Below are 26,840 nucleotides of genomic sequence, written 5' to 3' on the forward strand. Positions count from 1 at the left end.
GGCGACCCGCAATGACCGGAGAGCCATAGGATACGCCTATGTCCGGCACATTCAATCGATATTTCCGGCGCGCCGGGCATTCACATAGAGTCGTCCCATTCCAATCCGCAAGCGCCGGGCCGACCGGCGCTGGAGACGACTTGCCGCCATGACCGCCCCCCTGCCCGCGCTTTCACAGCAAGTTCAGCGCGCCATCGACATCATTTCCCCCGCCCCTGCCGCCGCGCTGGCCTCGACGCTCGACTTGCGCCACACGCCACGCAGCGGTGACACGTTGCCGCCGATCTGGCACTGGCTCTACTTCTGGACGCCCGCGCCGCAGGCCGATCTGGGGGCCGACGGGCATCCGCGCACGGGCGGCTTCCTGCCCGACCTCGGCCTGCCGCGACGCATGGCTGCCGGCGGACGAATCCGCTTCGACGCGCCGCTCACGATAGGCAACAGCGCGGAGCGCGTTTCGCGCGCGATCTCCGTTGAAAGCAAGGAAGGCCGCAGCGGCCGCCTCGCATTCGTCACGGTCGAGCACGCCATTCATATCGATGGCGGCATCGCGATCCGCGAGGAGCAGGACATCGTCTATCGCGAGCCCGCGCGGCCGGGACAGCCGCTGCCCGCACCCACGCCCGCGCCGGCGGGCGCCGACTGGGAGCGCGTGATCGAGCCGACCGAAGCGCTGCTGTTCCGTTACTCCGCGCTCACGTTCAACGGCCACCGCATCCACTACGACCGCGAATACGCGCGCGAAGTCGAAGGCTATCCGGACCTCGTCGTTCACGGCCCGCTGATCGCCACGCTGCTGCTCGACAGCGTGGCCCGCTTCGCGCCCGATGCCGTGGTACGCGAGTACGCGTTCAAGGCCGTGCGGCCGACTTTCCTCGGCCACGCGTTCGCCGTATGCGGCCGCCGCGCCGAGGACGGCAAGTCCATCGATCTTTGGGCCAGAGACCACGAAGGCTACCTGACCATGTCGGCCCGTGCACAGCTCGCCTGACCCGCCATTCATTCCACTGAAGCCACATCATGAACACTGCAACCGACCCGTTTCAGGACATTCGCGAAGCCGTTCGCGACCTGTGCAACCAGTTTCCCGCCGAATACTTTCGCAAGATCGATGAAGAGCGCGGCTATCCGGAAGCTTTTGTCGAAGCGCTCACCAAGGCAGGTTGGCTTGCCGCGCTGATTCCACAGGAGTACGGAGGATCTGGACTCGGCCTCACCGAAGCCTCGGTGATCATGGAGGAAATCAACCGCAACGGCGGCAACTCCGGCGCCTGCCACGGCCAGATGTACAACATGGGCACGCTGCTGCGTCATGGATCGGCCGAGCAAAAGGCGCGCTATCTGCCGAAAATCGCCTCCGGCGAGTTGCGCCTTCAGTCGATGGGCGTGACCGAACCCACCACCGGCACCGACACCACGAAGATCAAGACGACGGCTGTGCGCAAGGGCGACCGCTATGTCGTGAACGGCCAGAAAGTGTGGATCTCGCGCATTCAGCACTCCGATCTGATGATCCTCCTTGCGCGCACGACCCCGCTCTCCGACGTCACGAAGAAGAGCGAGGGCATGTCCATCTTCATCGTCGATCTGCACGAAGCGATCGGCAAGGGCATGACGGTGCGCCCGATTCCGAACATGGTCAATCACGAGACCAATGAGCTGTTCTTCGACAATCTGGAGATTCCCGCCGAAAACCTGATCGGCGAGGAAGGCAAGGGCTTCAAGTACATCCTCGACGGCCTCAATGCCGAGCGCACGCTGATCGCCGCGGAATGTATCGGCGACGGTTACTGGTTCGTCGACAAGGTCTCGCAGTATGTGAAGGACCGCGTGGTGTTCGGACGCCCGATCGGACAAAACCAGGGCGTCCAGTTCCCCATTGCGCGCTCGTACGTCAACGTCGAAGCGGCCAGCCTGATGCGCTTCGAAGCCGCGCGTCGCTTCGACGCCCATGAGCCGTGCGGCGCCCAGGCCAACATGGCGAAGCTGCTCGCCGCCGACGCCTCGTGGGAAGCCGCCAATGCCTGCCTGCAATTCCACGGCGGCTTCGGCTTCGCCTGCGAGTACGACGTGGAGCGCAAATTCCGCGAGACGCGCCTCTACCAGGTTGCGCCGATCTCGACGAACCTGATTCTCTCGTACGTTGCCGAGCATATTCTCGGCTTGCCCCGTTCGTTCTAAAGAGGTCATGGCAACCATGCGCTCACTCGAAGGCATCAAGGTCATCACGTTTGAACACGCGATCGCGGCGCCCTTCTGCACGCGGCAACTCGCGGACCTCGGCGCGCGCGTCATCAAGATCGAACGGCCGGGCAGCGGCGATTTCGCGCGCAATTATGACGAACGCGTGCACGGACTCGCCTCGCACTTCGTCTGGACCAACCGCTCGAAAGAAAGCATCACCCTGGACGTCAAGCAACAGGACGCCCTGGAGATCGTGCACGGCCTTCTCGCCGATGCCGATGTGTTCGTGCAGAACCTCGCACCGGGCGCGACCCAGCGCCTGGGGCTGGACCATGCGAGCCTGCACGCGCGCTACCCGAAGCTCATCGTCTGCGACATCTCGGGCTACGGGCTCGACGGTCCCTATCGCGACAAGAAGGCCTACGACCTGCTGATCCAGAGCGAGTCGGGCTTTCTCAGCATCACGGGATCGCAGGACGAGCCCGCCAAGGCCGGTTGCTCCATCGCCGACATCGCCGCGGGCATGTACGCCTATACGAACATTCTCGCGGCGCTCATCGAGCGCGGCAAAACCGGGCGCGGGCGGCACATCGACATTTCGATGCTCGAAAGCATGGTGGAATGGATGGGTTATCCGTTGTACTACGCAATCGACGGACAAACGCCGCCGCAGCGCACGGGCGCCTCGCACGCGACCATTTACCCGTACGGGCCGTTCAAGGCGGGCGACGGCAAGACCGTGATGCTCGGCCTTCAGAACGAACGCGAATGGAAGCGCTTCTGCGAGACCGTTATCCAGCAGCCCGACCTCGCGGAGGATGGACGCTTCTCTGCGAACAGCCGGCGTGTGGAGAACCGTGCGGAACTCGGGCGGGTCATTGAAGCCGCATTCGGAGCACTCACGGCGCGCCAGGTCATCGAGCGCCTGGAGGAAGCGAAAATCGCCAGCGCCCAGATGAACGACATGCACGCCGTGTGGACGCACGAGCAACTCGCGGCGAGACAGCGCTGGACCCGCATCGCGACGCCAGCAGGCGCCGTCGACGCGCTTTATCCGCCGGGCGTGGGGCAGGACGACGCGCCGCGCATGGACCCGGTCCCCGCGCTCGGCGAACACACCGACGCGATCTTGCGGGAACTGGGCTACCGCGAAGATCGCATCGAGACGTTGCGCCAAACCGGCGCGGTGTGAGCGGCAAGCGAAACCTGGCGCGGCTTGCCGCGCCAGGTTTCCGCACCCTTTACCGTACCGCTTCCACAAAACGATCGGCCTTGCGGCGCACGGCGGCGTCCAGCGCGAGCAACTGCTGGGCGCGCAGCAGCACCGGCCGGTCGATCATCTTGCCGTCCAGCGCAATCGCGCCCGTCTGCGTCTTGTCCGACGCTTCGACGACGCGCGCCGCCCAATCGAGGTCGCGCGCATTCGGGCGATAGCAGCGATGTACCGCTTCGATCTGCTTCGGATGGATGCAGAGCTTCGCGCCGAATCCTAGCTTCTTGCCGTTTTCCGCATCGCGTTCAAGCCGGCCTTCATCGTGGATATCGGGCGTGACGCCGTCCACCGGCGTTTCGATACCCGCCACGCGCGATACCAGCGCGAGTTGCGCGCGATGGTGATTGAGCGGCTCGCCGTCGTCATCCATGCCCATCTCCGCGATGAAGTCGAGCGTGCCGAACAGCAGGCGCTTCACGAACGGCGCCTTCGCAATCTCCATCGCGTTCCACATGCCGAGCGCGCTCTCGACCAGCGGGAAGACCGGTATGCGGCGGCGCGCGAGCGCGACCGTCGCAGCGACATCGGCGGCGTGCTCCGCCTTCGGAAGCACGATGCCGGCCACGCCGTCCAGCGCGCCGAGCTTCGCGTCGCGCTCGAACCACGGAGTGCCCCGCCCGTTGATGCGAACCAGCACCGGGCGCTTGCGCGACACCCAGTTGGCGATGTGCTCGCGCGCGGCGTCCTTCGCCGCGGGCTCGACGGCGTCCTCCAGGTCGATGATGACCGCGTCGGCGCCGCTTTCCAGCGCACGCTCGAAGCGCTCGGGACGACTGCCCGGCACGAACAGCATGGACTGCGCGGAAAATTTCGCAGTCCCGATTTCATCGCGATGAGCGTGAACGGGCCTTTCTGCGTTAGGGTTAGAGGACATTGGCGAGCTCCGGTACGACTGCAAAGAGATCGCCTACGAGGCCGTAGTCGGCCACGCTGAAGATCGGCGCTTCTTCGTCCTTGTTGATCGCGACGATGACCTTCGAGTCTTTCATGCCGGCCAGATGCTGGATCGCGCCGGAGATGCCCACGGCAACGTAAAGCCCCGGCGCAACGATCTTGCCGGTTTGGCCGACCTGGTAGTCGTTGGGCACGTAGCCCGCGTCCACGGCGGCGCGTGACGCGCCCAGGGCTGCGTTGAGCTTGTCCGCGAGCGGTTCCAGAACCTTGGTGTAGTTCTCGCCGCTGCCAAGACCGCGACCACCGGAGACGATGATCGACGCGCTCGTGAGTTCCGGGCGATCGAGCTTCGTGACTTCGCGGCTCACGAACTGCGCAAGGCCGCTGTCCGCTGCGGCTTCGAGCTTTTCGATTGCGGCGCTGCCGCCTTCGGCTGAGGCTGCGTCGAATGCGGTCGTGCGGACCGTGATGACCTTGACCGGATCGTTGGACTGGACCGTTGCAATTGCATTGCCAGCGTAGATCGGACGTTCGAACGTGTCGGCCTCGACCACTGCCGTGATGTCGCTGATCTGCGCAACGTCGAGTTTCGCGGCAATGCGCGGCGTGACGTTCTTGCCCGCCGCCGTGGTCGCCGCGAGGATGTGCGAATAATTCTTCGCAATGCTCATGACCGTCGCTTCGACGTTTTCAGCGAGACCCTGTTCGAGTTGCGGCGCGTCGGCCAGCAGCACCTTCGCAACGCCTGCGATCTTCGCAGCGGCATCGGCTTCGGCCTGCGCGTTGTGGCCAGCAACCAGTACGTGCACATCACCGCCAATCTTCTGCGCGGCAGCCACGGTGTTCAGCGTCGCGGCCTTGACGCTCGCGTTGTCGTGTTCGGCAATAACCAGAATCGTCATTTTCAAATCGCTCCCTTACAGCACCTTGGCTTCGGTTTTCAGCTTGTCGATCAGCGCCGCAACGTCGGGCACCTTCACGCCTGCGCTACGCTTGGCCGGCTCCGCGACCTTCAGCGTTTTCAAACGCGGCGTAACGTCAACGCCCAGGTCTTCCGGCTTGACCGTTTCAAGCGGCTTCTTCTTCGCCTTCATGATGTTCGGCAGCGTGACGTAACGCGGTTCGTTCAGGCGCAGGTCCGTCGTGACCACTGCGGGCAACGTGAGCGCGAGCGTTTCCGCGCCGCCATCTACTTCGCGCGAAACCGTAGCCTTGCCATCGGCCACGACAACCTTCGAGGCAAACGTGGCTTGCGGCAGGTTTGCCAGGGCGGCGAGCATCTGCCCGGTCTGGTTCGAGTCGTCGTCAATCGCCTGCTTGCCGAGGATGATGAGCGATGGCTGTTCCTTGTCGACCAGCGCCTTCAAAAGCTTCGCCACGGCCAGCGGTTGCAGGTCTTCATTCGACTCCACCAGCACCGCGCGATCGGCACCAATCGCGAGCGCCGTGCGCAGCGTTTCCTGCGACTGCGAAGGACCGCACGAAACGGCGATCACCTCGGTGGCGACACCCGCTTCCTTCAACCGCACCGCTTCTTCAACAGCAATTTCATCGAACGGATTCATCGAGAACTTCACGTTGGCGATATCCACGCCCGTGCCGTCCGACTTCACGCGAACCTTCACGTTGTAATCCACCACGCGTTTCACTGCTACAAGAACCTTCAATTTCGTCTCCCAATGATGCATGGACATGCTGCTAAACGCAGCCGATTACATGCTGAATCGCGCTTGTCCACAACTATCGATTAGTTCTGACCGCCATAGATCAATCCTATGGCGACAGATCAACGTGATGCGAATCGACGAAAACCCGCGAAACCCGGCGAAAACAAAAAAGCCCGGAAAGATCCGGGCTCGCTGCCTGTTGGCGCGGTGCGCCTAGGCCTTGCTGAACAGTTCCGCCAGCCGCATTCTGTGGACCTTGCGCGTACTGGTCTGCGGAATCTCGTGCATGGGCACGAACACCACTTCGCGCGGCACCTTATACGCGGCCAGTGAAGCCCGGCAGTATTCAAGCACCGCCGCCTTGTCTAGCGTCGCGCCGCGCGCCAGCACGATCACGGCCGCCACCACTTCGTCGCGCACAGGGTCAGGCAGTCCGGTAACGAACGCTTCTTCAATGGCCGGATGGGTGCGCAGCACCTCTTCCACTTCGATCGGCGCCACGTTGATGCCGCCTGTCTTCAGCATCTCCTTGATGCGCCCCTTGAAGTGCAGGAAACCCTCCGCGTCGAGCACGCCCAGGTCGCCCGTGTGGAAAAAACCGTCGGCGTCAAAGCTCGCCGCCGTCGCTTCCGGATTCTTGAAGTAGCCGCGCATCACGTGCCCGCGCAGACACACCTCGCCCGCTTCGCCGGCCGGCAGGGTACGCCCGGTTTCCGGACACACGATGCGCACCTCCGTCCCCGGCAACACGCGTCCTTCGGTTTCCGCGCGCCTGGCCACAGGATCGCTCGCATCGTTCACCGTCGCGAAGCCATAACATTCGGTCAGCCCGTAGCAGTGGCACAGCAGCGGCATGGCCGTTGCGATCAGCTTGCGCGACACCTCGGGCGAACCGGACGCCACGCCCTTTCGCAGACCGGAAAGATCGTATTCGCCGCGTTGCGGGTGCTCGAAGATCGCGTGCACGATATTCGGCGTCGCGCCAAGCGCCGTGCAACGGTAACGGGAGATGAGGTGAAGCGCCTCCGTTGCGTCGAACTGCTGCTGCATGACGATATGCACGCCATGTGTCCAGCTCGTCAGCAGGAGGTTCTCGCAACCCATTCCCCAGAACAGAGAAACGGGCAGAAACAATGCGTCGTCGCTATCCAGATGCAGGCGCGCGCCGATATTCCAGGTATTCTCGATCAGGCTGTCGTGCTGCAACAGCACGCCCTTCGGATGCGAAGTGGAGCCCGACGTATAGAGCAGGTAAGCAATGTCGCTCGGCTGCACGGCGGAGAGCCGCGTGTGGATGACCGTGTCGGCCACGGCCGCGCCGCGCGCGACGAACGCCTCGTAGCCAATCGCCTGCGCGGCCGTGCGGTCTCCGAGCATGACCACGCGCTTGAGTCGCGGAAATGTCTCGGACAGCGGCGCGAGCCCGTCGAGCATTTCCACATAGTCGGCGTTCAGATAGCGATCCACGGTCACGAGCACGGAAATGTCCGCATGATCGAGCACATAGGCCAGTTCCCGCGCGGTGTACCACGTGTTGAGCGCCACCATGGTCGCGCCCAGGTACTGGATGGCGAAGTTCACGACCAGCCATTCGATCCGGTTGCCCATCAGGATGCCCACCTTGTCGCCGGGCATGACGCCCTCGGCCTGCAAGGCCTTCGCGAACTCGATCGCCAGATCGCGAAACTGCGCGAAGGTGACCGTGCGCCCTTCGAAACTGGCTGCGGGACGCTCGGGAAAGCGCACGGCCAGCTCCTCGACTAGCGCAGCGAGCGTCCGGCTTTCAGGCTTGTTCATGTGTCTCTCTCCAGATGTTTTCAGATCAATGGCTTTGTCTTGCGATTCATTTTAAACACATTGTATAAACTCGACGTTTTTTATAAGTATACGTATTTACCCTGCGCCTGGTGAAGACGCCGCGCCGCGGAACCGGAGGGGGTGGAAAACGGGAATCGACGCGCGGCGCGCAAGCGCCGCCGTGAATGGAAAGCGGGATATTCGCAGTGCGGCGTTCAGGCGCCGAAACGCGCCATCATCGCGTCGACGAGAAAGCGTTCCAGTTGGGGCGCGCCCAGCGACAGGCCGCTGATCGAACCTTCAATCGCGAGCCCGGCCACGACGCCGAGCAAAATGACCGCGAACTCTTCCTGAGCCTCCGGCTGGCTGTGCGGAAAGGCCTCCTTCAAGACGCCGGCTATCTGGTGATAGAAGCCCGTCCTCAACTTCGCCAGCCGCTCCATGAGGGCTTCGGAACCGAGCGCGTCCAGCCAGGTTTCCGCGAACAGCGTGGTCCAGCTGCGCCATTCCAGAATGTCCTCGGCAAGCAGGGCCGCTACCTTGTTCACCCGCGCGGCGGGCTCGCTCGCCTGCAACAGCTTGCGCAGCCCGGCCATGCGCCGGTCCATCAGGTGCTCGAGCAGGCTCAGGAACAGGTCGTCGCGCCCCTTGAAGTTGTAATAGATCGCGCCGCGCGTGACGCCGGCCGCTTTCGCGATACCTTCGAACGAGACCGCGCGCACGCCGTTGCGCCGGATCAGGCGCGCGGCGGCGGTCAGGATGCGGGTAGGCGCCTCCTGCGAGTAATCGATACGATCGGGCGCGTCCGCCTGAACGTCCTTATCATCCGTCTGCATTGACAAGCCATCTCCCTGATTCGCCGGATATTGCGCATGCCGGCGCATGGTCATTTCGAATGGACAAATGCGCGGGCATTCGAAATATCGCGTTGCCGCACGCACCTGGCGCCGTTTTTTGCACAGCGTGTATATATTAGCATCCCGGCAATGGCACGGGCGCCGGCGCAGCGGGAGAGGAAGGCGGGTTGTGAAGGTGACCGGCGACGGCGCGCTAGCGGCCCTGAAAATCCGGTGCGCGCTTTTCGCGGAAGGCATCCACGCCCTCGCGGCAATCGAAGCTGGAGGCATGACGAAGCCGCGCCTGGCGTTCGAGCCGCAGCGCGTCGCCGAGCGTGGCGTCCGCTCCGCTCGCGAGCAGGCGCTTCAGGCGCGCCAGCATGAGCGGGCTGTTCGCGGCCAGCGTGTCGGCGAGCGCTGCGGTTACGGATTCGAGCGAGGCGTCGTCCACCACACGATGAATCAGCGCCGCCAATAGCGGATCGTCGGCGGGGAGCATGTCACCGGTGAACAGCAGAAACTTCGCGTGCGCGGGCGGCAAGCGGCGTGGCAAGCGCGCGCTCGCGCCGGAGCCCGGCAGCGCGCCGATCTTCGCGTGGCCGTCGCCAATGCGGGCGCTGCGCGCGGCGACGATCAAATCGCAGCACAAAAGCATTTCGAGGCCGCCGCCCACCGCGAGCCCGTTCACGGCCGCCAGCACGGGCTTGCTCACGCGTTCGAGGCGGCGCATCAAGGCCGCGCATTGATCGACGAGGCGGTCCGCGCGGCGCGTGCCGCCGTCGCCCTGCGCGGCTTGCGCTTGCTGGAGCGTCTGACTGAGCCCGTGCAGATCGGCGCCCGCACAGAACGCGCGACCGGCCCCGGTGAGCACCAGCACGCTCACGCGGTCATCGCGCTGGGCCTCGCGCAAGGCGAGCCCCAACGTGTGCACCAGCGATCTGTCCAGCGCGTTGAGCCGCGCCGGGCGCTCGATGCGCAGCCATCGCACGCGGCCGCGCGTCTCGACGCGCAGGCCGCAAGCGTCCGTTCCCGCACTATCCATCGGACTGCTTATCGTTTTCGGCATGCGCGGCATCGCACGCTATGCGGCGCGACTGGCGGGACTCGCGCCATCAACGCGCTCGATCAATGCAGCGGGCACGTCCCAGCCTTCGAGGATCTCGCGGTTATGCTGCCCAGGCGTCGCGGGACCGCTGTGCACGCCCGCCTGCGTGCGACTGAAGCGCGGCGCCGGGGCTGGCTGGATCACGCCGTCCACCTCGATGAAATTGTCGCGCGCGACGTTCTGCTCATGGCGAGGCGCCTCATGTAGATCGAGGACGGGCGCGAAGCACGCGTCCGTGCCGGCGAGCAGCGCGCTCCATTCGTCGCGGGTGCGGGTCTTGAAGAGTTCGACGGTCTTCGCCTTGAGCGCAGGCCAGTGCGCTTCGTTCATCTGATCGCGAAAGGCGTCGTCCGTCACGCCGCAGCGTTCGAGCAGGAGTGCGTAGAAATGCGGCTCGATCGCGCCCACGCAAATATACTTGCCGTCCGCGCAGGCGTAGGTGCCGTAGAAGTGCGAGCCACCCGCGACGATATTGGTCTCGCGTCCGTCGCGCCAGGAACCGTGCGCGAGAAAACCGTGAATCATCGCGCCGAGCAGGTTCGAGCCGTCGAGCATCGCGGAGTCGACGATCTGGCCGCGACCCGACCGGCGCGCCTCGAACAGCGCAGACAGCACGCCGAACGCGAGCATCATGCCGCCGCCGCCAAAGTCGCCGACGAGGTTCAGCGGCGGCGTGGGCGGCACGTCGGCCGGGCCCATCTCGTGGAGCAGGCCCGTCAAGGCGAGGTAGTTGATGTCGTGCCCGGCGGCCTGGGCGAGCGGCCCGGTCTGCCCCCAGCCGGTCACACGTCCGTACACGAGCTTCGGATTGCGCCCCTGGCAATCGTCGGGACCAATGCCTAACCGCTCCATCACGCCGGGCCGAAATCCTTCGATGATGGCGTCGGCCTTTTCGCACAGATGCAGCATGACGTCCCGCGCTTCGGGGTGCTTCAGATCGAGCGTCAGCGAACGGCGGCCGCGCGCCATCACGTCGAAGCGCGTGCCGAGCATGGGATACGGATTGGGCGCGCCCGGCACGGGCGGCCGGTCGATGCGGATCACCTCCGCCCCCATGTCGGCCAGCATCATCGCCGCGAACGGGCAAGGCCCGATGCCGACCATCTCGATGATGCGCAGCCCCTCCAGTGGTCCTGCCATGTCGTCTCTCCTCCAGTGTGTCGTGTCGATGCCGGGTGACGCCGGCGGATTCAGTACTGGCCTTCGCCTGCGGGCGGCTTCTGGCGGCCCACGCGTTCATAGAAGTGCACCGGGATCGCTTCGGCCTTCTTGTAGAGCAGCCACGCGCAGGGCCGCGAGGCGTCGGGGTCGAACGCGGTGACCCAGAGCGGATGGCCGCCCCATTCCATCGGCAGGATTTCGTTGACCGCGCAATGCGCGCAGTAGTACGGCACGTTTTCCTGGCCCCACGACCAGTCGTGCGCCTGCGCGGTCACGCCGAACTCGTAGGGCGGCCCGAGGCGCGATGGCGAGCCGTCGGCCGGATCGCCCCGCCGCATGCGGCCGCCGGACCCGCAAGGGTCGAGCCGGATCGTGTACTTCTCGTCGTCCTCCTCGACCGTGACGCCATTGGCGCCCGGCTCTGCCGTGAAGGCATGCGAGCGCATCATTTCCGCGCAAAGCTGCGCGCGCTCCTCCACCGTCATTTTCAGGAACGCCTTCCACGTGCGCCGTAGCATCCACGTCGACTGGACGTCACGCAGCATCTCGCCCACCGCGTCCTCGCCCCAGCGTTGCGCAATGCGCGTGAGCGAGTCCCACACCCAGTCGGCGCTGAGGTCGTGTACGGGCTTGCGCTCGTTCAGCGCGTAGCGCACCAGCGCTTTCGCGCGCTCCGCGTCGCCTGCGTCGATGGCTTCGCAAAGCAGGCGCTCGGTCGATTCGCCCAGGGTGCGCCAGTCGTCGCGGCGCAGCGGGCGTCCGATCTTGTCGAACGGTTCGGGTTGGATCGCCTGGATTTCGGCTTTGACTTCGGTCTCGGTCACGGCTTGACGCCTCCTTTCTCCGGTTTGGAACTCGCTGCGCCAAACTGCTCGCGCAACGCCGTTTTCATGATCTTGCCGGTCGCGGTGTGCGGCATCGATTCGATGAAGATCACGTGCTCCGGCATCCACCACTTCGCCACCCGCTCGCGCAGCCAGGCCTTGACGTCGGCTTGCGCGACTGCGGCGCCCGCCTCGCGTGTGAGGAGCATGGCGGGACGCTCGCCCCACTTCGGATCGTCCACGCCGATCACGGCGACTTCGGCAACACCCGGGCAGCCCATTGCGGCGTTTTCCAGTTCGATGGAGCTGATCCACTCGCCGCCCGACTTGATGACGTCCTTCGCGCGATCGACGATGCGCATGTAGCCGCGCTCGTCGATGGTCGCAATGTCGCCGGTGTCGAACCAGTCATCGGCGTCGCGCCGGTCACGCGCGTGGCCGCCTTCGCTGTCGAAATAGCGGTCCACCACCCACGGTCCGCGCACGGCAAGGCGGCCTCGCTGCACGCCGTCGCGCGGCAGCGTGCGCCCCTCGTCGTCGCGCAGCACCATTTCGACGCCGAACGGCGCGCGGCCCTGCGTGCATTTGAGTTCGAGCTGCCGCGCTGGCGACAGCGCGGCCGCGCTCGCGCAGAGCATGCCGGACGACCCCACGGGCGACAGTTCCGTCGCGCCCCACATGTGCGCGACGCTCACGCCGTAGCGCTGCTCGAATGCTTCGATCATCGAAGGCGGCGCCGCCGCGCCGCCGATGATGAGCCGCTCCAGCACGCCAAGATCGCCGCCCTCGCGCTCCAGGTGCGCCAGCACGGCGAGCCACACGGTCGGTACGGCGGCGGTGAGCGTCACGCGCTCGTCCACGATGAGGCGCTGCAACGCCGGCGCGGCGAGATCCGGGCCCGGCATGACGAGCTTCGCGCCGACAGCGGCCGCCGCATGCGGAATGCCCCAGGCGTTGGCGTGGAACATCGGCACGACGGGCAGCGCACTCGTGCGCGCGGACATGCCGAGCAGGTCCGGCTGGCAAACGGACCACGCGTGCAGGACCGTGGATCGATGCGTGTAGAGCACGCCCTTGGGATTGCCGGTCGTGCCCGAGGTGTAGCAAAGCCCGGCGGGACTGTTCTCGTCGAGTTCGGCCCACGGCTCGTCGCCGTTCTGCCTGGCCAGCAGGTCCTCGTAGCAGAGCAGCCGCGCAGCCTCCTGCGGCGGCATGTGCTCGCCATCGGTCAGGATGACGAAGTGTTCAACAGTTTCGAGGCGTGGCGCAATCTGCCTGACCAGATCGACGAAGCTGAGATCGAAGAACAGGACGCGGTCGCGCGCATGATTCACGATATAGACGATCTGATCGACGAAAAGACGCGGATTGATCGTATGCGCGACCGCACCCATGCCCGAGATGCCGTACCAGCACTCCAGATGGCGAACGGTGTTCCAGGCGAGCGTGCCCACCCGGTCGCCTGCCTGCACGCCGAGCGCGCGCAGCGCGCCGGCCACACGTTTGGCCCGCGTGTGCGCCTGCGCCCACGTGCTTCGGTGCAGCGGGCCTTCCACCGTGCGCGTCACGATTTCCGTGGCCGGGTGATTGAGCGCCGCGTGATCGATGAGCTTCCAGATCAGCAACGGCCAATGTTGCATCGAGCCGGTCATGGCGGGGTTTTTTTCAAGGTCTGTCATGTCGTTGCGCGGTGGCCTCATGCGCCCACGATCGCCTTGGTTTCCAGATATTCGGCGAACGCGTGCTCGCCCCACTCGCGGCCGTTGCCCGATTGCTTGTAGCCGCCGAACGGCGCGTCGGTGTCGAGGCTTGCGCCGTTGAGCACCACCTGCCCCGCGCGCAAGCGTGCCGCAACGCGCCGTGCCTCGCCGGGCTCGCCCTGTACGTAGGCGGCGAGTCCATAAGGCGTGTCGTTGGCGATCGCGATCGCGTCCTCCTCGCTGTCGTAGCCGATCATCACGAGCACCGGCCCGAAGATCTCCTCACGTGCGATCGTCATGTCGTTGTGCACATCCGCGAACACCGTGGGCCGCACGTAAAAGCCGCGTTCGACGCCATCGGGCCGCCCCGGGCCGCCCGCCACGAGCGTGGCGCCCTCCTCCATGCCGCGGCGAATCAGGCCCTGGATCTTTTCGAACTGCGCGCGCGAGGCCACCGGTCCGATGGTGATTTGCGTGCCTGGTGCGCCTGGCCCGGCCGCGATCGCTTGCGCCGCGCGCCGCGCATAGTCGCTCGCCTGCGCGAGACGCTCGCGCGGCACCAGCATGCGCGAAGGCGCGTTGCATGACTGCCCCGAGTTCAGCATGATCGTGCGCACGCCGTCGACCACGGCCGCTTCGAGGTCCGCGCTGCGCAAGATGAGGTTGGCGGACTTGCCACCCAGTTCCTGGCTCACGCGCTTGACGGTAGGCGCCGCGTTCAGCGCGACCTGCACGCCCGCGCGCGTCGAGCCCGTGAACGACACCATGTCGACGTCCGGATGGCGGCTCAACACCGAGCCAACCGTCGCGCCATCGCCATGCACCAGATTGAAGACGCCGGCGGGCGTCTGCGCCTCGTCGAGGATTTCAGCGAACAAGGTGGCCGAAAAGGGCGCCAGCTCGGAGGGCTTGAGCACCATCGTGCAGCCGGTGGCGAGCGCGGGCGCAACCTTGCACGCGATCTGGTTGAGCGGCCAGTTCCACGGCGTGATCAGCGCGCACACGCCGATCGGCTCGGAAACAATGCGCGAGCGCCCCGCGTCGTGCTCGAACGCATAACGATCGAGCACCTCGCGCGCCGAGCGCAAATGGGCGAGCCCGAGATCGACCTGGAGACCGGCGGCCAGCCACGCGGGCGCGCCCATCTCGCGGCGCACGGCGTCGGCGAGTTCGGCGCGGCGCGCCGAGTAACACTCGATGATCCGCTCCAGCAGTTGCTTGCGCGCCGCCAGCGTCGAGCAGCCGAACGTTTCGAAGGCGGCGCGCGCCGCGCGCACCGCGTCATCGACATCCGCCTCGCCGCCCAGCGCAAGCGTGCCGCAGCCGGATTCCTCAGCCGGATCGACGATCTCCAGCGTGCCGCCCGCGCCCGCTTCGATCCACCGGCCGTCAATGTAGTGATGCAGGTTGTTACGCCATTCTCCGCCTTCGCTCATTTGCCCCTCCCTGGTGTCTGTTTTTTGATTGTACATCGTGTTTAAAATCGATCAACTAAGGGATTTAACGGATATTTCCAGGCCGACACCTCTTTGCACCCACACTCCGGAGCCACGCACTGATTGGCTGTATCGTCCACAATAAGGGCATTTTCCGCGTCCCACCCAGCTCGGATCTACAAACCATTTGAATTTTGAACACGCTGTATGTAGACTCGAAAAGAAAAAATTCCTCTTTTGTACACTCTGTTCAATAAGGACTTTCAATGCCAGGAACCGGATACGCCGAGCCGCTCGGCGAGCTTCGTTGCGACCTGGGCGAGTCGCCCATCTGGGACGAGCGCCGCTCATGTCTATGGGGAATCGATGTCACCGCGCCCGCCATCTGGCGCATGACGCTCGACGGCCGCCATCATTCGATTCCCATCGAGCGCCCCATCGGGGCGTTGGCGCTCTCTCCCAAAGCGCTCGTCTGCGTCCAGCGCAACCAGATTCGCAGCTACGACCCGGAGGAAAACGCATTCGCCGACCTGTGGCGCGACGACGTCTTTCTCGGCGACCAGCGCTTCAACGATGCGGGTGTCGACCCCGCGGGCGCGCTCTGGGTAGGCGGCATGGACCGGCGCGTGCAGGCGCCGCTCGGCAGCCTGTTCCGCTTCGAGGGCGGCGTGCCCGCCGCGTTCGACGCGGGCTTCGTGCTGGGCAACGGCCTGGCATGGAGCCCGGACGCACGCACCCAGTACTTCGTGGACACCTACCGCAGTACGGTCTGGCGCTATCCGTGGGCGCGCGAGGAAGGGCTGGTCGGACCGCGCACCCTGCACGCGAGGACTGAAGGCCCGGGCCATCCGGACGGTTGCGCCATCGACGAAGCCGGTTGCCTCTGGGTGGCGATGGCGGGCGGCGGCCGGATCGACCGCATCGACCCGTCGGGGCGCGTCGCGGAGTCGATCCGCCTGCCGGTCAGCAAACCGACGAGCTGCGCTTTCGGCGACGCCGACCGGCGCACCCTCTTCATCACCACGGCGCGCATGGGCCTTGGCGAAGCGACCCTGCACGACGAGCCCGGCGCGGGCGCTGTGTTCGCCGTGCGGGTTACGACGCCGGGCCTCGCCCAGCCCTTTGTCACGCAATCGTTCACCCAGTCATTCACGCAATCATCTCAGGAGTGCAAATGAAGTCTTCTGTTGCCGTGGTCGGCGTAGGCACGACCGGATTCGGCCGGCTGCCGGATCGAACCAGCTTCGACCTGGGCGTCGAAGCGCTCCAGGCGGCCCTTGACGACGCGGGTCTGGAGGCCGCGGACATCGACGGCCTGGTCGTCGCCCGCATCCCCGACAACCAGCGTTTCGCCGAACTCGCCGGGCTCGCGCCCAACGTCTCCTCCACGTGGCCCGCCGCCGGGCGCATCTGCGGCATCGCCATCGCGTACGCGGCCATGCTGATCGAAAGCGGCCAGGCGCGCCGCGTCGCGCTCGTCTACGGCAACGACGGGCGCTCCGCAGGGGCCACGTATGGCGGCGCGGGCGACGCCTACGGCGGCGGCATGAGCTTCTGGGCGCCCTACGGCATGACGTCGCCGGGCGCGTTTCACGCGCTCATGTACGCCCGCTACGCGCATGAGCATCGCAGCGATCCGGCCGCGCTCGCCGAGATCTCGCTCACGTTCCGCCGCCATGCGGCGCTCAACCCGCTCGCGGTCATGCAAAAGCCGCTCACGCGCGACGATTACTTCGCATCCCGATATATCGCCGAACCGCTGCGCCTGCTCGATTACTGCCTCATCAACGACGGCGGCGTCGCGATGATCATGAGCGCCGCGCAAGAGGCACGAGGTCTCGCGAAACCCCCGGTCTATCTCGCCGGACACGGGCAATGCGCGGACTTTGCAGGCGCCAGCTTCCCCCCCGCCGACCACTGGCGCGGCGCGCTCGCGAGCGCGCACGAGTCGGCCCGCGCGATGGCCGGGCGCGGGGCCGCCGACGCCGACGCGCTGATGCTCTACGACAACTTCACGCCCGCCGTCCTGTTCGAACTGGAAGGCCTCGGCCTCGCCGAAGCCGGCCGCGCCGACCGCCTCGTGCTCGACGGCGCGCTCGGCCTGCAAGGCGCGCATCCCGCGAATCCGAGCGGCGGCCATCTCTCCGAAAGCTACATGCAGGGCTGGGCGCTCAACGTCGAAGCCGTGCGGCAGATTCGCGGCGAAGCGCTCGCCCGGCAGATTCCGGGCGCCGCAACGATCGTCTATGCGTGCGCCGCGCCCCAAAGTTCCGTACTCATCTATGGAGGTGAAGCATGACCATCGAAACGCGGCCCATGCCGCCCGTGCGAGAGCGCGACGCCCGCTTCTGGCAGGCGCTGCGCGCCGGCGAATTCGTCGGCGAGGCCTGCGGCCAGTGCGGCGCCGTGCGCTATCCCACCGCGCTGCGCTGCCCCACATGCCGCTCGGCGCAAGCCGAATTGCGCGCGCTGTCCGGGCGCGGCGAGATCGTCAGCGCGTGCCGGTTTCATCGGCCGTACTTCGCCGAGTTCGCCGATGCGCTGCCCTATACCGTGATCGTCGTGCGTCTGGAGGAAGGGCCGCTGCTCTACGCCAATCTGGTCGACGAACCGCACGCGCTGCCCGCGCCGGGCGAGCGCGTGCGCGCCGTCCTCGACCCGCTCGGCGAGCACGCCGCGCTCGTGCGCTTCGAAAGGGTGAACGCATGAGAGCCATCGTCGTACGCGAAACCGGCGGCGTGGACGCCCTCAAGCTCGAAACTCTCCCGCGCCCCGAAGTCGGCCCCTCCGATGTGCTGATCCGCGTGGCCGCCAGCGGCGTCTGTGCGCACGACATCGCGGTGCGCGCCGGCGTGCTGCACAAAGGCGTGCAGTTGCCGCTGATTCCGGGTCATGAAGTCGCGGGCATCGTGGAGGCCGCCGGGCCGGCCGTGCGCGGCTTCAAGCCAGGCGATCGCGTGGCCACCACGCAGCGGCGCTACATCTGCGGCGCCTGCCGGTTTTGCCGGGGCGGCTGGGAAACGCTGTGCGGCGAGCGCGTTTTCCTCGGCGACTGGGGGCTCAACGGCGGCTATGCGGAGTTCGTCTCGGTCGATCAGCGCAACGTGGCGCCCGTGCCGGAGCACGTGCCGCTCGCCGAGGCGGCGATTGCCGCGTGCTGCGTCGGCACCTCGCTGAACGCCGTACGCGACGTCGCGCGCGTCGCGCCCGGCGAGCGCGTGCTCGTGACCGGCGCGGCGGGCGGCCTCGGCCTGCACGCGCTGCAACTGCTGCGCGCGGCGGGCGCCTTCGTCGTGGCCACCACGTCGTCGCCCGCCAAGGCGGCCATCATCCGCGAGAACGGCGCGCATGAAGTCGTGATCGCCGAGCGCGGCGCCGATTTTTCCGCCGACGTGCGTCGCGCATGCGGCGGCGAGGGCGTGGACGTGGTGCTCGACAACGTCGGCGGCGCCTGCTTTCACGCCACGCGGCGCAGCCTCGCGCCGCTCGGCAAGTGGCTGCTGATCGGCCAGGTCGATCCCGCCTTCGTGAGCTTCAGCCCGGCGCAACTCATCCACGGCACGGTCAGCCTGCTGCCGGTTTCCAGTTGCTCGCGCACGCAGCTCGAAGACACGCTCGCGTTGATCGCGCGGTCGGTGGTGCGCCCCATCGTCGCCGGGACGCTGCCGCTCGAAGCCGCGGCGGACGCCCACGCGCGCGTCGAGGCGGCGCGTGTGTCGGGCCGCCTCGTGCTCACGCCCAACCCCGAACTGCTCCAGGCCTGAGCGTGACCCGCCCTGCGGCCGCCGTGGCCGCAGGGCTTACTCATCGCACCGTCCTTGCGCGAATCTTGCCAAGGCAAATCCACAGCAGCAGCGCCGCCGCGCCGAGCACCGCGAGACAGACGAGGCCCAGCAGCACGCTCAACGGCCGCCCCGGCGCACCCCACAGATCGTTCGCATAGCCGATGCACGCCGGGCCGCCCGCCGACCCGATCAACCCCGTGAAGATCAGATAGATCGACGAGATCTGCCCACGCGAGCGCGCGGGCGCGAGGTCGGCAATCGAAAGCAGACCGATCACCATGGCCACGCCGAGCGCCGCCGAGAGCAGCGCCGTGCCCGCGAGCACGATGCCCGCATTGGGCGCGAGCGCGACGGTCGCAAACCCCGCGGCCGCGAACGGCAGGCACCACGCCGCCACGGCCACGCGCCCGTGGCCGCCGGCCTTGCGGCTACGGTAGTCGCCGATCACGCCGCCGAGATATGCGGCGGCGCAGCCGATGACCGCGAGCAGGCAGCCATACGTCATGCCCGCTTCGCGCGCGGCGAAACCATGCTCGCGAATCAGGACCGTCGGCACCCAGCCGGTGGTGGCGAACGAGCAGAACGTGATCAGCGCGAACGAGACGTGGTGCGGCACGTAAAGCGCGATGCCGTGGACCCAGTCGCGCAGCCCCGACCAGTCGAGCGGCGCCGCGTGCGAAGCGGCGAATGCGCGCGGCGGCTCCTGCACGAAGACGAGCAAGGCGCAGCAGAGCGCGCCGGGCAGCAGCATCGCGAACATCACGAGACGCCACGTTTCGATCGGCAGCCCGGCGGCGGCGAGCCGCGCGGCGAGCCCATCCATGCCGGGCAACGCAAAGCCGACGATGGCGAGCGACAAACCGGCGCCGGCGTAGACGCCCGTCAGGAAGAAACCCAGCGCCTTGCCGCGACGCGTCGCGTCGAAGTAGTCGGCGATCAGCGAGAGTGCGGCGGGCAGCAGCGCGGCCTCGCCCATGCCCACGCCCATGCGGGCGAAGAAAAGCTGCGTGGCGTTGTGCGCGAAGCCGCTCGCGGCCGCGCTGAGCGACCAGATCGCGATGCACGCCGCCAAGACGTTGCGCCGGTTGCGCTGATCGACGAGGCGGCCGATGAAGGGCCCGGCCACCGTGAAGGCGAGCACGAACGCGGCGCCCTGCATCAGCCCCATTTGCCCGTCGCTGAGCCCCAGCGAGTGCTTGATGGGCTGCACGAAGAGCGTGAGGATCTGGCGGTCCAGATAGCCCACCATGTTGATGAAGAACAGCGCCCCGACGACGAATTTCGCACGACTCGCCGTAGCACCGGCAGCCGACAGCGCGCGATTCGCGTTTTCGATGGATTCCATGAATAGCTCCGCATTGGGCGGCCCGACCGCATTCGCGGCGCGGGCCGGATGGCGCATGCGCGCCGACGGTTTAGAAGACGTGACGAATGGCGAGGCGCAAGGCCGCCTGCCGGTTCGAGGACGAAGGCGTGAGCCCGAAGATCGAAGCGACCGCGCGCGTGCCCGTCGACTGCGTGCCCGAGGCGACCTGGTACACGGCCGTGGCGTAGAGATCGGTTCGCTTGGAGAGCGAGTACAGCGCGCCGAGATCGAACTGGCCATACTTGCCGCCGGGTTCGCCCGCTACCGCGCTGCCATGGCTGTATGACGCCTGGCCGCCCAGCAGCAGTTCCGGCGAAACCCGGTAGCGCAGATTGAGCGCGACGTTGTTGAATGCCGCGTCGCCCTTGAGCCCGGCCGGATTGAGCACGCCCGCCTGGCCGCTCAAGCCCTTGAACTGGCTGTTCGAATAGTTCATGCCGAGCGTGGCCTGCCCGAGCGTCCACGCAAGCGCGACGTTGACCATCTGGAGCGTGTGCGCCGACGCGTAACCGCTGTTGACGGGCGTGTAGAAGTTGTTGGTCGCGGCCGTGGCATTCGGCAGGCTCGTCGCGTAGTACGAGGCGTTCGGATTGCGTGCGTTCAGGTAGGACGTTCCGATCGCGATCCAGCCGTTCGCGTAGCTCGCGCCAACCGAAATGATCTGGTTCTGCGTGAAGTCGCCCGCCACGCCGCCAAGCGAGTAGACGCCGCCGAACGTCAAGCCGGCGAAACTGGCGCTTTTGTACTTGATCGAGTTGTTGAGGTGATTGGCGGCGCTGTAGTTTTCGATGTCGCCGGGATTCGTGACGATATAGCCGCCCCACTGGCTCGGCGCGGCGAGCGGCCCCACATAATCAATCGACGCATCGTATTGCCGCCCGAGCGTGACGCTCCCCCAACGCGCGTTCGACACGCCGACCCAGGCCTGCCTGCCGAACATCAACCCGCCCTGGCCGAGCTTGCCCGTGTTGATGTCAAACCCGTTCTCGAGCACGAAGACCGCCTGGAGCCCGCCCCCCAGATCCTCGCTGCCGCGCAGTCCGAAACGGTTGCCGCTCAACACGCTGGCGACCATCGCGTACTGGCGGTGGCCGGCGGCGTTGTCGTTGAACAGCAGTCCCTCATCGAGAATCCCGTAAAGCGTCACGCTGCCCTGCGCCCATGAAACGCCGGCATACAGACCTAGCAACGCACTTAACAGCACCTTTCCTTTCATGCCTGAGTCTCCTCTCCACTGGTTTGAATTAGGTAGTACTAATCAAATTGAAACGCTGCGCGAAGCCGGTCACCGGTCCGCTGGCAGGACAGGTGTGCGCAGGGCCGTGGCAATTTGCGCGACATGCACGGAACTGCGGGCAAAAGCGTGCCCCTGCCGCGTGTGCCAAAGGCGACGCGGCCTTGCAGACAGGCCGTTCACGCTGCGGGCCGGAAAGCCGCAGCGGGCGCCGCGTGGGGCGCCTTCATCCGGTCGGGGTCGCTGGTTCGTGCCGCCTCGCGGCGTCTCTCCAATCCTTTTCGCGCGATATCTATTTTTCGCTCGATCTTATTAAACAACGTGTTTATACACTGTGTTTTTTAGATATTCAAATACGGCATTTCCCGCATGCGACACCGCGCGCGCCGGCTGGCGCGGGCGCGCGAAGGGGTCATGCGGGGCAATCGGAGAGGGGAACGGCGAGAAGGGGTGAGCCGCCTGCACAGGCGTAGCGGCTCAAGACGCCGAAAAGCTTCGGGAGACGGTGGGAATGGGAATCACGCGGCGGCGGCGGTGGCGGCCAAGGGCGCGCCACCCTGAGCCTCACTTCAACGGCGAATACGCTTCCGGCAACGCGATCGTCGAAGTCGCGCGCGCGATCTGCTGCGGCCCGCCAACGGGCGGCCAAAGACCTTGCGCATAATGCCGCGCGCGTAGCTCGATACGCTCGGCGAAGCTCGAAAATCCCCAGATGTGGGTAATGCGCGGCGGCCCGTCGAGCGCGTAGAGGTTCACGACGAGATGCGACGTATACGCGTGTGCCGGTTCGATCGCCCGCTCCCAGCCCGCAAGGGTCGGCTCGAGGCCGCCAGGCTTCAGGCAATACGTCCGGAACTCGTACACGCCGCCAAACACCGCTGGCTTCACGGGCGGCAAAAACGGAAACGGCGCATAGCGCTCCATGCTCAGCCCCACGCTCGGCGTGTCGATATTGAAGGGCCGCGTGCTGGCGAGCGCGCGGGCGCGCTCCTGCTCCAGCGCCTCGGGCGTCTCGAACGCGCGCAGGAGCTTGATCTGAAAGAGCTCGCCGATTTCCGTGCGCCACGCCCCAAGCAGAAGGCCCGACGCGTCGGCGTCCGATACCCAGCGGTGTGCGCCGGCGGAAACGGTGTCCTGCTCGAGCGGCAGGCAAGAAAGCGTCACGATTTCATACAGCATGTCGCGATTCCCATGATGAAGAGGTCCATGATCCGAATGGCGCTCGCGCTTCATGCAAGCGCGGCCAGTTCGGGCGGCAAGCTCTGGCTCGAATGTTCGGCGAGCATGCCGAAGAGCGGATCCCACTCCTCGATGGTGAGCGCGCAAATCAGGCCCTCGCGCGCAAAGGGATCGGCGTCGACAAGCGCCTGCACCGCCGCGCGGTCGGGCGCTTTCATGACGATGAAGCCCGCCCGGCGCGCGCCTGGTCCCGCCTTGAGCGGCCCCGATGCAAGCAGTTGGCCGCGGGCGATCAACGCTTTCAGATACTGCACGTGTTCGACGACGTGCTGATTCCAGCCTTCCCCGTCGGGATGCTCCATTCTGACAAGGTAGATGTGCATGGCGATTGCCTCGTTGAAAAAGGATGATCAACGATAGTTCACCGCCACCGGGCGATAAACGCCCCGCTGGTTTCTTCTTTTGAAACTGCGAGTAGGCAATGCGCGACGGCCCGGTCGTGCCGGGCGCGTGCGCCAATAAAAAAGGCCCGTCTGGTTAGACGGGCAAAAAGAGACTCCCGGATTGACGTATGAATTCGTGCTACGCCAACGCCGCCGCTTTAGAAGCGCGTGAGCATGCCGACGGCGCCCATGACCTGGTTGCCCGTCGACGACGCGCCGCCCGCGTTGTACATGACCGCGACGTTCTTGTTGCCCGTTGCGTGCTGGTACATCGCTTCGCCGTAAATTTCCGTGCGCTTGGACAGCGAGTAACGCGCAATCGCGTTCACCTGGTTCCACTTCGGATCGGCGCCATACGAGGTCGTGCCGTTCAGATGCGCGTCGGTGTAGGCGTACGACAGGCCGGCCTTGAGGGCGGGCGTGAAGTTGTACATGCCGTTCACTTCGTAGTTGTCGAAGCGCACCGAACCGTTGTTCAGGCCGAACGCGCTCGTGCCCTGGTACTGGCTGTGCGAGTAGACGAAGCCCAGCACGGCCGGTCCGATCGCGTAGTTCAGGCCGGCAGCGACGGTGCGTTGCACGTCGGACGTGAGGTTGCCCTTGACTTCGGCCTGGTCGACAGCGCCGCTCGTGTTCGAGAACGCGGTGCCGGTCTTGGCGCCCGAGCCGTTCGTCTGCAAGTAGCCGGCAGCGGCCGTCAACGGGCCGTAGTTGTAGCTTGCCGCCGCGCTGTAGGCGCGGCTCACGGCGAACTCGGTGCTGTTGCTGAACGCGTACATGCCGCCGAACTTGAAGCCGCCGTAGTTCTGGCTCGTGTACTTGACCGAGTTGTTGAAGCGAACGCTGTGCTGAAGGTTGTCGTTGTCGTACGGGTGGGCGAAGCCCGAATCGCCGAACGTGCCGGCCGTGGCCGACAGCGGCGAGACGAAGTCGACGACGTCGTCGTACTGGCGACCCATCGTGAGCGTACCGTACGCGTTGCTGCTCAGACCGACGTAAGCCTGACGACCGAACATGCGGCCATTCTGACCCAGTGCGCCGTTGTTGACGCTAAAGCCGTTTTCGAGCACGAAGACCGCCTTGAGGCCGCCGCCGAGATCTTCGGCGCCGCGCAGGCCGAAGCGGCTGCCGCTGATGTTGCCGCTCGCGAGGGCGACACGACCGCTACCGCCCACGTTATTCGTGTAAGCGATACCGGCGTCGATGAGACCGTACAGGGTGACAGAGCTTTGTGCGTGGGCCGAAGCCGCCGCGAATGCGGTGACGCATGCTGCGGCGATCGAGATTTTTTTCACTGTGAGACTCCAGTTCTATGGAAACGCTGGGGTTGAGACGCCGCGAGTATAGAAAAGGACATTCGGGAAAACGTGATCCCGGTTCCGCAAGGTCTCTTCCTGAATCTGGAAGAATCAATTCAAAAAACTGCAACAAATGCCGAAAAGACGGGCGCAGCAAGGCGCTCGCTGTCAGTTCGCCTACGGCGAGCAGTATTTGCCCGCAGCGGGAGTCGCTTTTGTGCAACATCGCCCGTGAGCGATCGCTCCGGCCGCAACGGCTTGCGGGCGTTCGACAACTGTGTGCGGATCACAGACAATCGGTGCCCGGCATTGCCGTGACGCGAACGGACGATGTGAATTTCCATGACAAAACGATGGCAAGACCATCAGAAAAAGGACGGCTACCATGCTGCACATCGAGGACCTGGTCACTCCGCCAGAGGGGTTCCTGCGCGACGAGCCGGAGGGCGCGGAGTTTTATCAGGCCTTTCAGACCGCGCGCCTGGACGACTTCAGCTTCGGTTATTTCGCCGTCTACCGCGCAGGCGCGCTCGTGACCGTGGCGCCCTACTTCGTGATGGATTTCCGGCTCAATACCCTGCTGCCCAACGGCTGGCTGAAGCGCAGCCTGAGCGGGATCCGCTTCAAGCTGGCGTGCATCGGGCACCCGACTGTCGACGCCGGCCGCATTCACGGCGAGGTTTCCGGGGAGACGCTCGCGGCCATCAGCGCGGCGCTCGAAAAGAAAGGGAGTCTGCTCGCCTATAAGGGATTCGACGAGAATCTGCCGCTCAAGGGTTTCGTGGCGGCAAAAGGGCTGCCCGTGCCTGTGCTCTCGATCGGCCCGGACTACTATCAGGCCATGAAGAGCGACCGCAGGAACCTGCTCAAGCGCAAGCTGAAAAAAGCGGCGGCGCTGCGTTATGAAGAGTGCGCGGGCTTGCCCGATCACCTGGTCGCCAAGGTGTATCAACTGTATTTGAACACCTGGCAAAAAGCCGAGTTGAAATTCGAAAAGCTCACGCCGGAGTATTTCGCCAATACGAGCCGCCTCAGCCACTATCTGCTGTTCTTTCTCGATGACGAACTGATCGGTTTCACGCAGTTGATCGGCAAGGGGCGTCACCTGGTCAACCGCTATATCGGGCTCGACTACGCGAGGAGCCATGACTACGGCTTGTATTTCGCCATGTTCATTCGCACGGTCGAATTCGGCATTCGCGAAGGCTTCGCGGAAATCGAGCTGGGCGCGACCTCATACGAGTTCAAACGCATTCTGGGCGCGCACCAGGTTCCCACATGGAATCACTACCGGCATAAAAACCCGCTGGTCAACTGGCTGCTCGGCAAGCTGCGCAGCGTGCTGGAACCATCGGCGTCCGAACTGCGTTAGGCCGCGGGCCTTTCGTCGCGGCGCAGCGTCAAGACCCGCACGCCGTTTCCGGTCACGGCCACGGTGTGTTCGAATTGCGCGGAGAGTTGCCCGTCGCGCGTGACAACCGTCCAGCCATCGTCGTCGGTCTGGACGTCATGCCCACCCTGGTTCAGCATCGGTTCGATGGTGAACACCATGCCCTCGCGCAACACGAGACCCGTTCGCGGTTTTCCCCAATGCAGCACCTGGGGCGGCTCGTGCATTTCGCGCCCGATGCCGTGCCCGCAATATTCCCTCACGACCGAATAACCGTTTAGCCGGGCGTGCCGCTCGATGGCATGCCCCACATCGCCCAGCCTGGCGCCGGGCCGCACCGTCTTGATGCCCTTCCACATGGCGTCGTAGGTCACCTGCACGAGCCGTTTGGCCGCCGGCGACACCTCGCCAACGAGATAGGTTTTGCTGGAGTCGGCGATATAGCCGTTCTTCTCCAGCGTGATATCGAAATTGACGATATCCCCGCTCTGCAATCGCTCCGTCGCGGACGGCACGCCGTGGCAAACCACGTTGTTGCGCGAAGCGTTGAGCGCGTAGGCGTAGCCATACTGGCCTTTGCTCGCGGGGCGTGCGCCGAGTTCATTCACGATGTGGCTATCGACAAGGTCGTTGACCTCCATGGTCGACATGCCGATCAGGTTCAGCCGGTCCAGGTGAGCAAACACACCGGCGAGCAACTTGCCCGACTCAGCCAGCAACGCCACTTCTTCGGGGCGCTTCGTCATGCCGACGCCACCCTGACGCTCTGCTCCACAACGCCCGCGGCCCGCAACTCACGCGCCACGATTTCATTGAAGCTCAGCGTCGGATTCATTTCGCACAACATACCAATCTTGATCCAGAAGGCGGCCTGCGCGTTGATCGACCGGCATGACACGGTGCTCGCCTTGCGGATTTGATCGTGCAGTTCGTCGTCGATGTTCACGATGCCCATACTACGCTCCCTATATGTTCCATATACGAATCATATAGTTTGAACCGGCATTTGCGCAAGCAAGACTCGATTCACTCCATTAACTCTCAATATACAGTAGTCAAAATCACATGTTGACAGTTAATGGGAGTCCTCCTACCATGCGATCACTGAAAAGAAGGGCTGTGAGCGCATGCGCGCCCGCCGCCTTCCATCGTGGAGGAAACATGTCAGCAAGAGAAAAACTCAAGGCCGCGATCATCGGCTCCGGCAATATCGGCACGGACCTGATGATCAAGATCATGCGCAACAGCCAGCATCTGGAGATGGCGGC

Annotated in this window: 25 protein-coding genes and 1 pseudogene; 9 read left to right on the forward strand and 17 right to left on the reverse strand. The window is 65.4% G+C overall.

Annotation, left to right across the window (positions count from 1 at the left end):
* Positions 1-148: 148 nt before the first annotated feature.
* The 3 genes from C7401_RS41630 to C7401_RS41640 are packed head-to-tail and all read left to right on the forward strand — an operon-like array spanning position 149 to position 3,376.
* On the forward strand, positions 149-991 hold the full coding sequence (locus C7401_RS41630) for an HTD2 family dehydratase (protein WP_112177883.1): 843 nt from the start codon (positions 149-151) through the stop codon (positions 989-991).
* 29 nt (positions 992-1,020) lie between these two features.
* Positions 1,021-2,181 (forward strand): acyl-CoA dehydrogenase family protein, encoded by a 1,161-nt coding sequence (locus tag C7401_RS41635; protein WP_112177884.1) that lies wholly within the window; start codon positions 1,021-1,023, stop codon positions 2,179-2,181.
* A 16-nt stretch (positions 2,182-2,197) separates the two neighbouring features.
* The gene (locus tag C7401_RS41640; protein WP_112177885.1) at positions 2,198-3,376 is read left to right on the forward strand and encodes a CaiB/BaiF CoA transferase family protein; all 1,179 of its coding nucleotides are present in this window, start codon (positions 2,198-2,200) and stop codon (positions 3,374-3,376) included.
* Positions 3,377-3,425: 49 nt separating this feature from the next.
* On the opposite strand, the gene C7401_RS41645 is transcribed toward C7401_RS41640, so the two are convergent.
* From C7401_RS41645 to C7401_RS41690, 10 genes are all read right to left on the reverse strand, one after another.
* On the reverse strand, positions 3,426-4,250 hold the full coding sequence (locus C7401_RS41645; RefSeq protein ID WP_244315076.1) for an HpcH/HpaI aldolase/citrate lyase family protein: 825 nt from the start codon (positions 4,248-4,250) through the stop codon (positions 3,426-3,428).
* A gap of 70 nt (positions 4,251-4,320) precedes the next feature.
* Positions 4,321-5,253, reverse strand: coding sequence for an electron transfer flavoprotein subunit alpha/FixB family protein (locus tag C7401_RS41650; RefSeq protein ID WP_112177887.1), 933 nt, complete (start codon positions 5,251-5,253; stop codon positions 4,321-4,323).
* Between the two features lie 15 nt (positions 5,254-5,268).
* Entirely contained in the window at positions 5,269-6,018 is a 750-nt protein-coding gene (locus tag C7401_RS41655) for an electron transfer flavoprotein subunit beta/FixA family protein (protein WP_112177888.1), read from the reverse strand.
* Between the two features lie 213 nt (positions 6,019-6,231).
* Positions 6,232-7,815: a class I adenylate-forming enzyme family protein gene (locus C7401_RS41660; protein WP_112177889.1), complete on the reverse strand. Its 1,584-nt coding sequence runs from the start codon at positions 7,813-7,815 to the stop codon at positions 6,232-6,234.
* A gap of 215 nt (positions 7,816-8,030) precedes the next feature.
* Entirely contained in the window at positions 8,031-8,699 is a 669-nt protein-coding gene (locus C7401_RS46045; RefSeq protein WP_279635610.1) for a TetR/AcrR family transcriptional regulator, read from the reverse strand.
* A gap of 166 nt (positions 8,700-8,865) precedes the next feature.
* Complete coding sequence (locus C7401_RS41670) at positions 8,866-9,693, reverse strand: enoyl-CoA hydratase/isomerase family protein (protein ID WP_112177891.1); 828 nt, start codon at positions 9,691-9,693, stop codon at positions 8,866-8,868.
* A 39-nt stretch (positions 9,694-9,732) separates the two neighbouring features.
* Positions 9,733-10,896 carry a CaiB/BaiF CoA transferase family protein gene (locus tag C7401_RS41675; protein ID WP_112177892.1) on the reverse strand — a complete coding sequence of 388 codons (1,164 nt, stop codon included), beginning with the start codon at positions 10,894-10,896 and terminating at the stop codon, positions 9,733-9,735.
* A 50-nt stretch (positions 10,897-10,946) separates the two neighbouring features.
* Entirely contained in the window at positions 10,947-11,741 is a 795-nt protein-coding gene (locus C7401_RS41680) for a hypothetical protein (RefSeq protein WP_112177893.1), read from the reverse strand.
* Complete coding sequence (locus C7401_RS41685; RefSeq protein ID WP_309252027.1) at positions 11,738-13,420, reverse strand: long-chain fatty acid--CoA ligase; 1,683 nt, start codon at positions 13,418-13,420, stop codon at positions 11,738-11,740. The genes C7401_RS41680 and C7401_RS41685 overlap by 4 nt, the downstream gene beginning before the upstream one ends.
* A gap of 17 nt (positions 13,421-13,437) precedes the next feature.
* A complete protein-coding gene (locus C7401_RS41690) occupies positions 13,438-14,877 on the reverse strand; it encodes an aldehyde dehydrogenase family protein (protein ID WP_112177895.1) in 1,440 nt (479 codons plus the stop codon).
* Between the two features lie 266 nt (positions 14,878-15,143).
* On the opposite strand from C7401_RS41690, the gene C7401_RS41695 reads away from it, so the two are divergent.
* From C7401_RS41695 to C7401_RS41710, 4 genes are read left to right on the forward strand one after another with little or no spacing between them, the layout of a single operon-like run.
* Positions 15,144-16,055, forward strand: a complete 912-nt coding sequence (locus tag C7401_RS41695) for an SMP-30/gluconolactonase/LRE family protein (RefSeq protein ID WP_112177896.1) — start codon at positions 15,144-15,146, stop codon at positions 16,053-16,055.
* A complete protein-coding gene (locus tag C7401_RS41700; protein WP_112177897.1) occupies positions 16,052-17,176 on the forward strand; it encodes a thiolase family protein in 1,125 nt (374 codons plus the stop codon). The genes C7401_RS41695 and C7401_RS41700 overlap by 4 nt, the downstream gene beginning before the upstream one ends.
* On the forward strand, positions 17,173-17,586 hold the full coding sequence (locus tag C7401_RS41705; RefSeq protein WP_112177898.1) for a Zn-ribbon domain-containing OB-fold protein: 414 nt from the start codon (positions 17,173-17,175) through the stop codon (positions 17,584-17,586). Before C7401_RS41700 ends, C7401_RS41705 begins: the two co-directional genes overlap by 4 nt.
* Positions 17,583-18,641 carry a quinone oxidoreductase family protein gene (locus C7401_RS41710; RefSeq protein ID WP_112177899.1) on the forward strand — a complete coding sequence of 353 codons (1,059 nt, stop codon included), beginning with the start codon at positions 17,583-17,585 and terminating at the stop codon, positions 18,639-18,641. Before C7401_RS41705 ends, C7401_RS41710 begins: the two co-directional genes overlap by 4 nt.
* A 40-nt stretch (positions 18,642-18,681) precedes the next feature.
* Here the strand turns inward: C7401_RS41710 and C7401_RS41715 are convergent, their stop codons facing one another.
* The 5 genes from C7401_RS41715 to C7401_RS41735 form a co-directional block, all read right to left on the reverse strand.
* A complete protein-coding gene (locus C7401_RS41715) occupies positions 18,682-20,007 on the reverse strand; it encodes an MFS transporter (protein ID WP_181565824.1) in 1,326 nt (441 codons plus the stop codon).
* A gap of 70 nt (positions 20,008-20,077) precedes the next feature.
* The gene (locus C7401_RS41720; protein ID WP_112177901.1) at positions 20,078-21,244 is read right to left on the reverse strand and encodes a porin; all 1,167 of its coding nucleotides are present in this window, start codon (positions 21,242-21,244) and stop codon (positions 20,078-20,080) included.
* 582 nt (positions 21,245-21,826) lie between these two features.
* The gene (locus tag C7401_RS41725) at positions 21,827-22,441 is read right to left on the reverse strand and encodes an NIPSNAP family protein (protein ID WP_112177912.1); all 615 of its coding nucleotides are present in this window, start codon (positions 22,439-22,441) and stop codon (positions 21,827-21,829) included.
* Positions 22,442-22,491: 50 nt separating this feature from the next.
* Positions 22,492-22,824: a YciI family protein gene (locus C7401_RS41730; protein ID WP_112177902.1), complete on the reverse strand. Its 333-nt coding sequence runs from the start codon at positions 22,822-22,824 to the stop codon at positions 22,492-22,494.
* Between the two features lie 218 nt (positions 22,825-23,042).
* A complete protein-coding gene (locus C7401_RS41735; protein ID WP_112177903.1) occupies positions 23,043-24,179 on the reverse strand; it encodes a porin in 1,137 nt (378 codons plus the stop codon).
* Between the two features lie 388 nt (positions 24,180-24,567).
* Here C7401_RS41735 and C7401_RS41740 point away from each other — a divergent pair, with 388 nt between their 5' ends.
* A complete protein-coding gene (locus C7401_RS41740; RefSeq protein ID WP_112177904.1) occupies positions 24,568-25,554 on the forward strand; it encodes a GNAT family N-acetyltransferase in 987 nt (328 codons plus the stop codon).
* Here the strand turns inward: C7401_RS41740 and map are convergent.
* Positions 25,551-26,318, reverse strand: a complete 768-nt coding sequence (map, locus tag C7401_RS41745; RefSeq protein ID WP_112177905.1) for a type I methionyl aminopeptidase — start codon at positions 26,316-26,318, stop codon at positions 25,551-25,553. The two genes, C7401_RS41740 and map, sit on opposite strands and share 4 nt — an antisense overlap.
* Positions 26,315-26,527 carry a ParD-like family protein gene (locus tag C7401_RS41750; protein ID WP_112177906.1) on the reverse strand — a complete coding sequence of 71 codons (213 nt, stop codon included), beginning with the start codon at positions 26,525-26,527 and terminating at the stop codon, positions 26,315-26,317. The genes map and C7401_RS41750 overlap by 4 nt, the downstream gene beginning before the upstream one ends.
* Positions 26,528-26,733: 206 nt before the next feature.
* On the opposite strand from C7401_RS41750, the pseudogene C7401_RS41755 reads away from it, so the two are divergent.
* Positions 26,734-26,840, forward strand: a pseudogene (locus C7401_RS41755) (acetaldehyde dehydrogenase); the annotation flags it as partial.

The organism is Paraburkholderia unamae, from assembly GCF_003268775.1.
Lineage (GTDB): Bacteria > Pseudomonadota > Gammaproteobacteria > Burkholderiales > Burkholderiaceae > Paraburkholderia > Paraburkholderia unamae.

What these genes read in the sequence shown, in the direction of transcription:
- C7401_RS41730 (WP_112177902.1), bottom strand. Translation starts at nt 22,824, where the DNA reads ATGCACATCTACCTTGTCAGAATGGAGCATCCCGACGGGGAAGGCTGG.
- C7401_RS41660 (WP_112177889.1), bottom strand. Translation starts at nt 7,815, where the DNA reads ATGAACAAGCCTGAAAGCCGGACGCTCGCTGCGCTAGTCGAGGAGCTG.
- C7401_RS41740 (WP_112177904.1), top strand. Translation starts at nt 24,568, where the DNA reads ATGCTGCACATCGAGGACCTGGTCACTCCGCCAGAGGGGTTCCTGCGC.
- C7401_RS41750 (WP_112177906.1), bottom strand. Translation starts at nt 26,527, where the DNA reads ATGGGCATCGTGAACATCGACGACGAACTGCACGATCAAATCCGCAAG.
- C7401_RS41690 (WP_112177895.1), bottom strand. Translation starts at nt 14,877, where the DNA reads ATGAGCGAAGGCGGAGAATGGCGTAACAACCTGCATCACTACATTGAC.
- C7401_RS41645 (WP_244315076.1), bottom strand. Translation starts at nt 4,250, where the DNA reads ATGCTGTTCGTGCCGGGCAGTCGTCCCGAGCGCTTCGAGCGTGCGCTG.
- C7401_RS41725 (WP_112177912.1), bottom strand. Translation starts at nt 22,441, where the DNA reads ATGCTGTATGAAATCGTGACGCTTTCTTGCCTGCCGCTCGAGCAGGAC.
- C7401_RS41700 (WP_112177897.1), top strand. Translation starts at nt 16,052, where the DNA reads ATGAAGTCTTCTGTTGCCGTGGTCGGCGTAGGCACGACCGGATTCGGC.
- C7401_RS41650 (WP_112177887.1), bottom strand. Translation starts at nt 5,253, where the DNA reads ATGACGATTCTGGTTATTGCCGAACACGACAACGCGAGCGTCAAGGCC.
- C7401_RS41675 (WP_112177892.1), bottom strand. Translation starts at nt 10,896, where the DNA reads ATGGCAGGACCACTGGAGGGGCTGCGCATCATCGAGATGGTCGGCATC.
- C7401_RS41670 (WP_112177891.1), bottom strand. Translation starts at nt 9,693, where the DNA reads ATGGATAGTGCGGGAACGGACGCTTGCGGCCTGCGCGTCGAGACGCGC.
- C7401_RS41640 (WP_112177885.1), top strand. Translation starts at nt 2,198, where the DNA reads ATGCGCTCACTCGAAGGCATCAAGGTCATCACGTTTGAACACGCGATC.
- map (WP_112177905.1), bottom strand. Translation starts at nt 26,318, where the DNA reads ATGACGAAGCGCCCCGAAGAAGTGGCGTTGCTGGCTGAGTCGGGCAAG.
- C7401_RS46045 (WP_279635610.1), bottom strand. Translation starts at nt 8,699, where the DNA reads ATGCGCCGGCATGCGCAATATCCGGCGAATCAGGGAGATGGCTTGTCA.
- C7401_RS41695 (WP_112177896.1), top strand. Translation starts at nt 15,144, where the DNA reads ATGCCAGGAACCGGATACGCCGAGCCGCTCGGCGAGCTTCGTTGCGAC.
- C7401_RS41710 (WP_112177899.1), top strand. Translation starts at nt 17,583, where the DNA reads ATGAGAGCCATCGTCGTACGCGAAACCGGCGGCGTGGACGCCCTCAAG.
- C7401_RS41705 (WP_112177898.1), top strand. Translation starts at nt 17,173, where the DNA reads ATGACCATCGAAACGCGGCCCATGCCGCCCGTGCGAGAGCGCGACGCC.
- C7401_RS41685 (WP_309252027.1), bottom strand. Translation starts at nt 13,420, where the DNA reads ATGACAGACCTTGAAAAAAACCCCGCCATGACCGGCTCGATGCAACAT.
- C7401_RS41635 (WP_112177884.1), top strand. Translation starts at nt 1,021, where the DNA reads ATGAACACTGCAACCGACCCGTTTCAGGACATTCGCGAAGCCGTTCGC.
- C7401_RS41715 (WP_181565824.1), bottom strand. Translation starts at nt 20,007, where the DNA reads ATGGAATCCATCGAAAACGCGAATCGCGCGCTGTCGGCTGCCGGTGCT.
- C7401_RS41720 (WP_112177901.1), bottom strand. Translation starts at nt 21,244, where the DNA reads ATGAAAGGAAAGGTGCTGTTAAGTGCGTTGCTAGGTCTGTATGCCGGC.
- C7401_RS41630 (WP_112177883.1), top strand. Translation starts at nt 149, where the DNA reads ATGACCGCCCCCCTGCCCGCGCTTTCACAGCAAGTTCAGCGCGCCATC.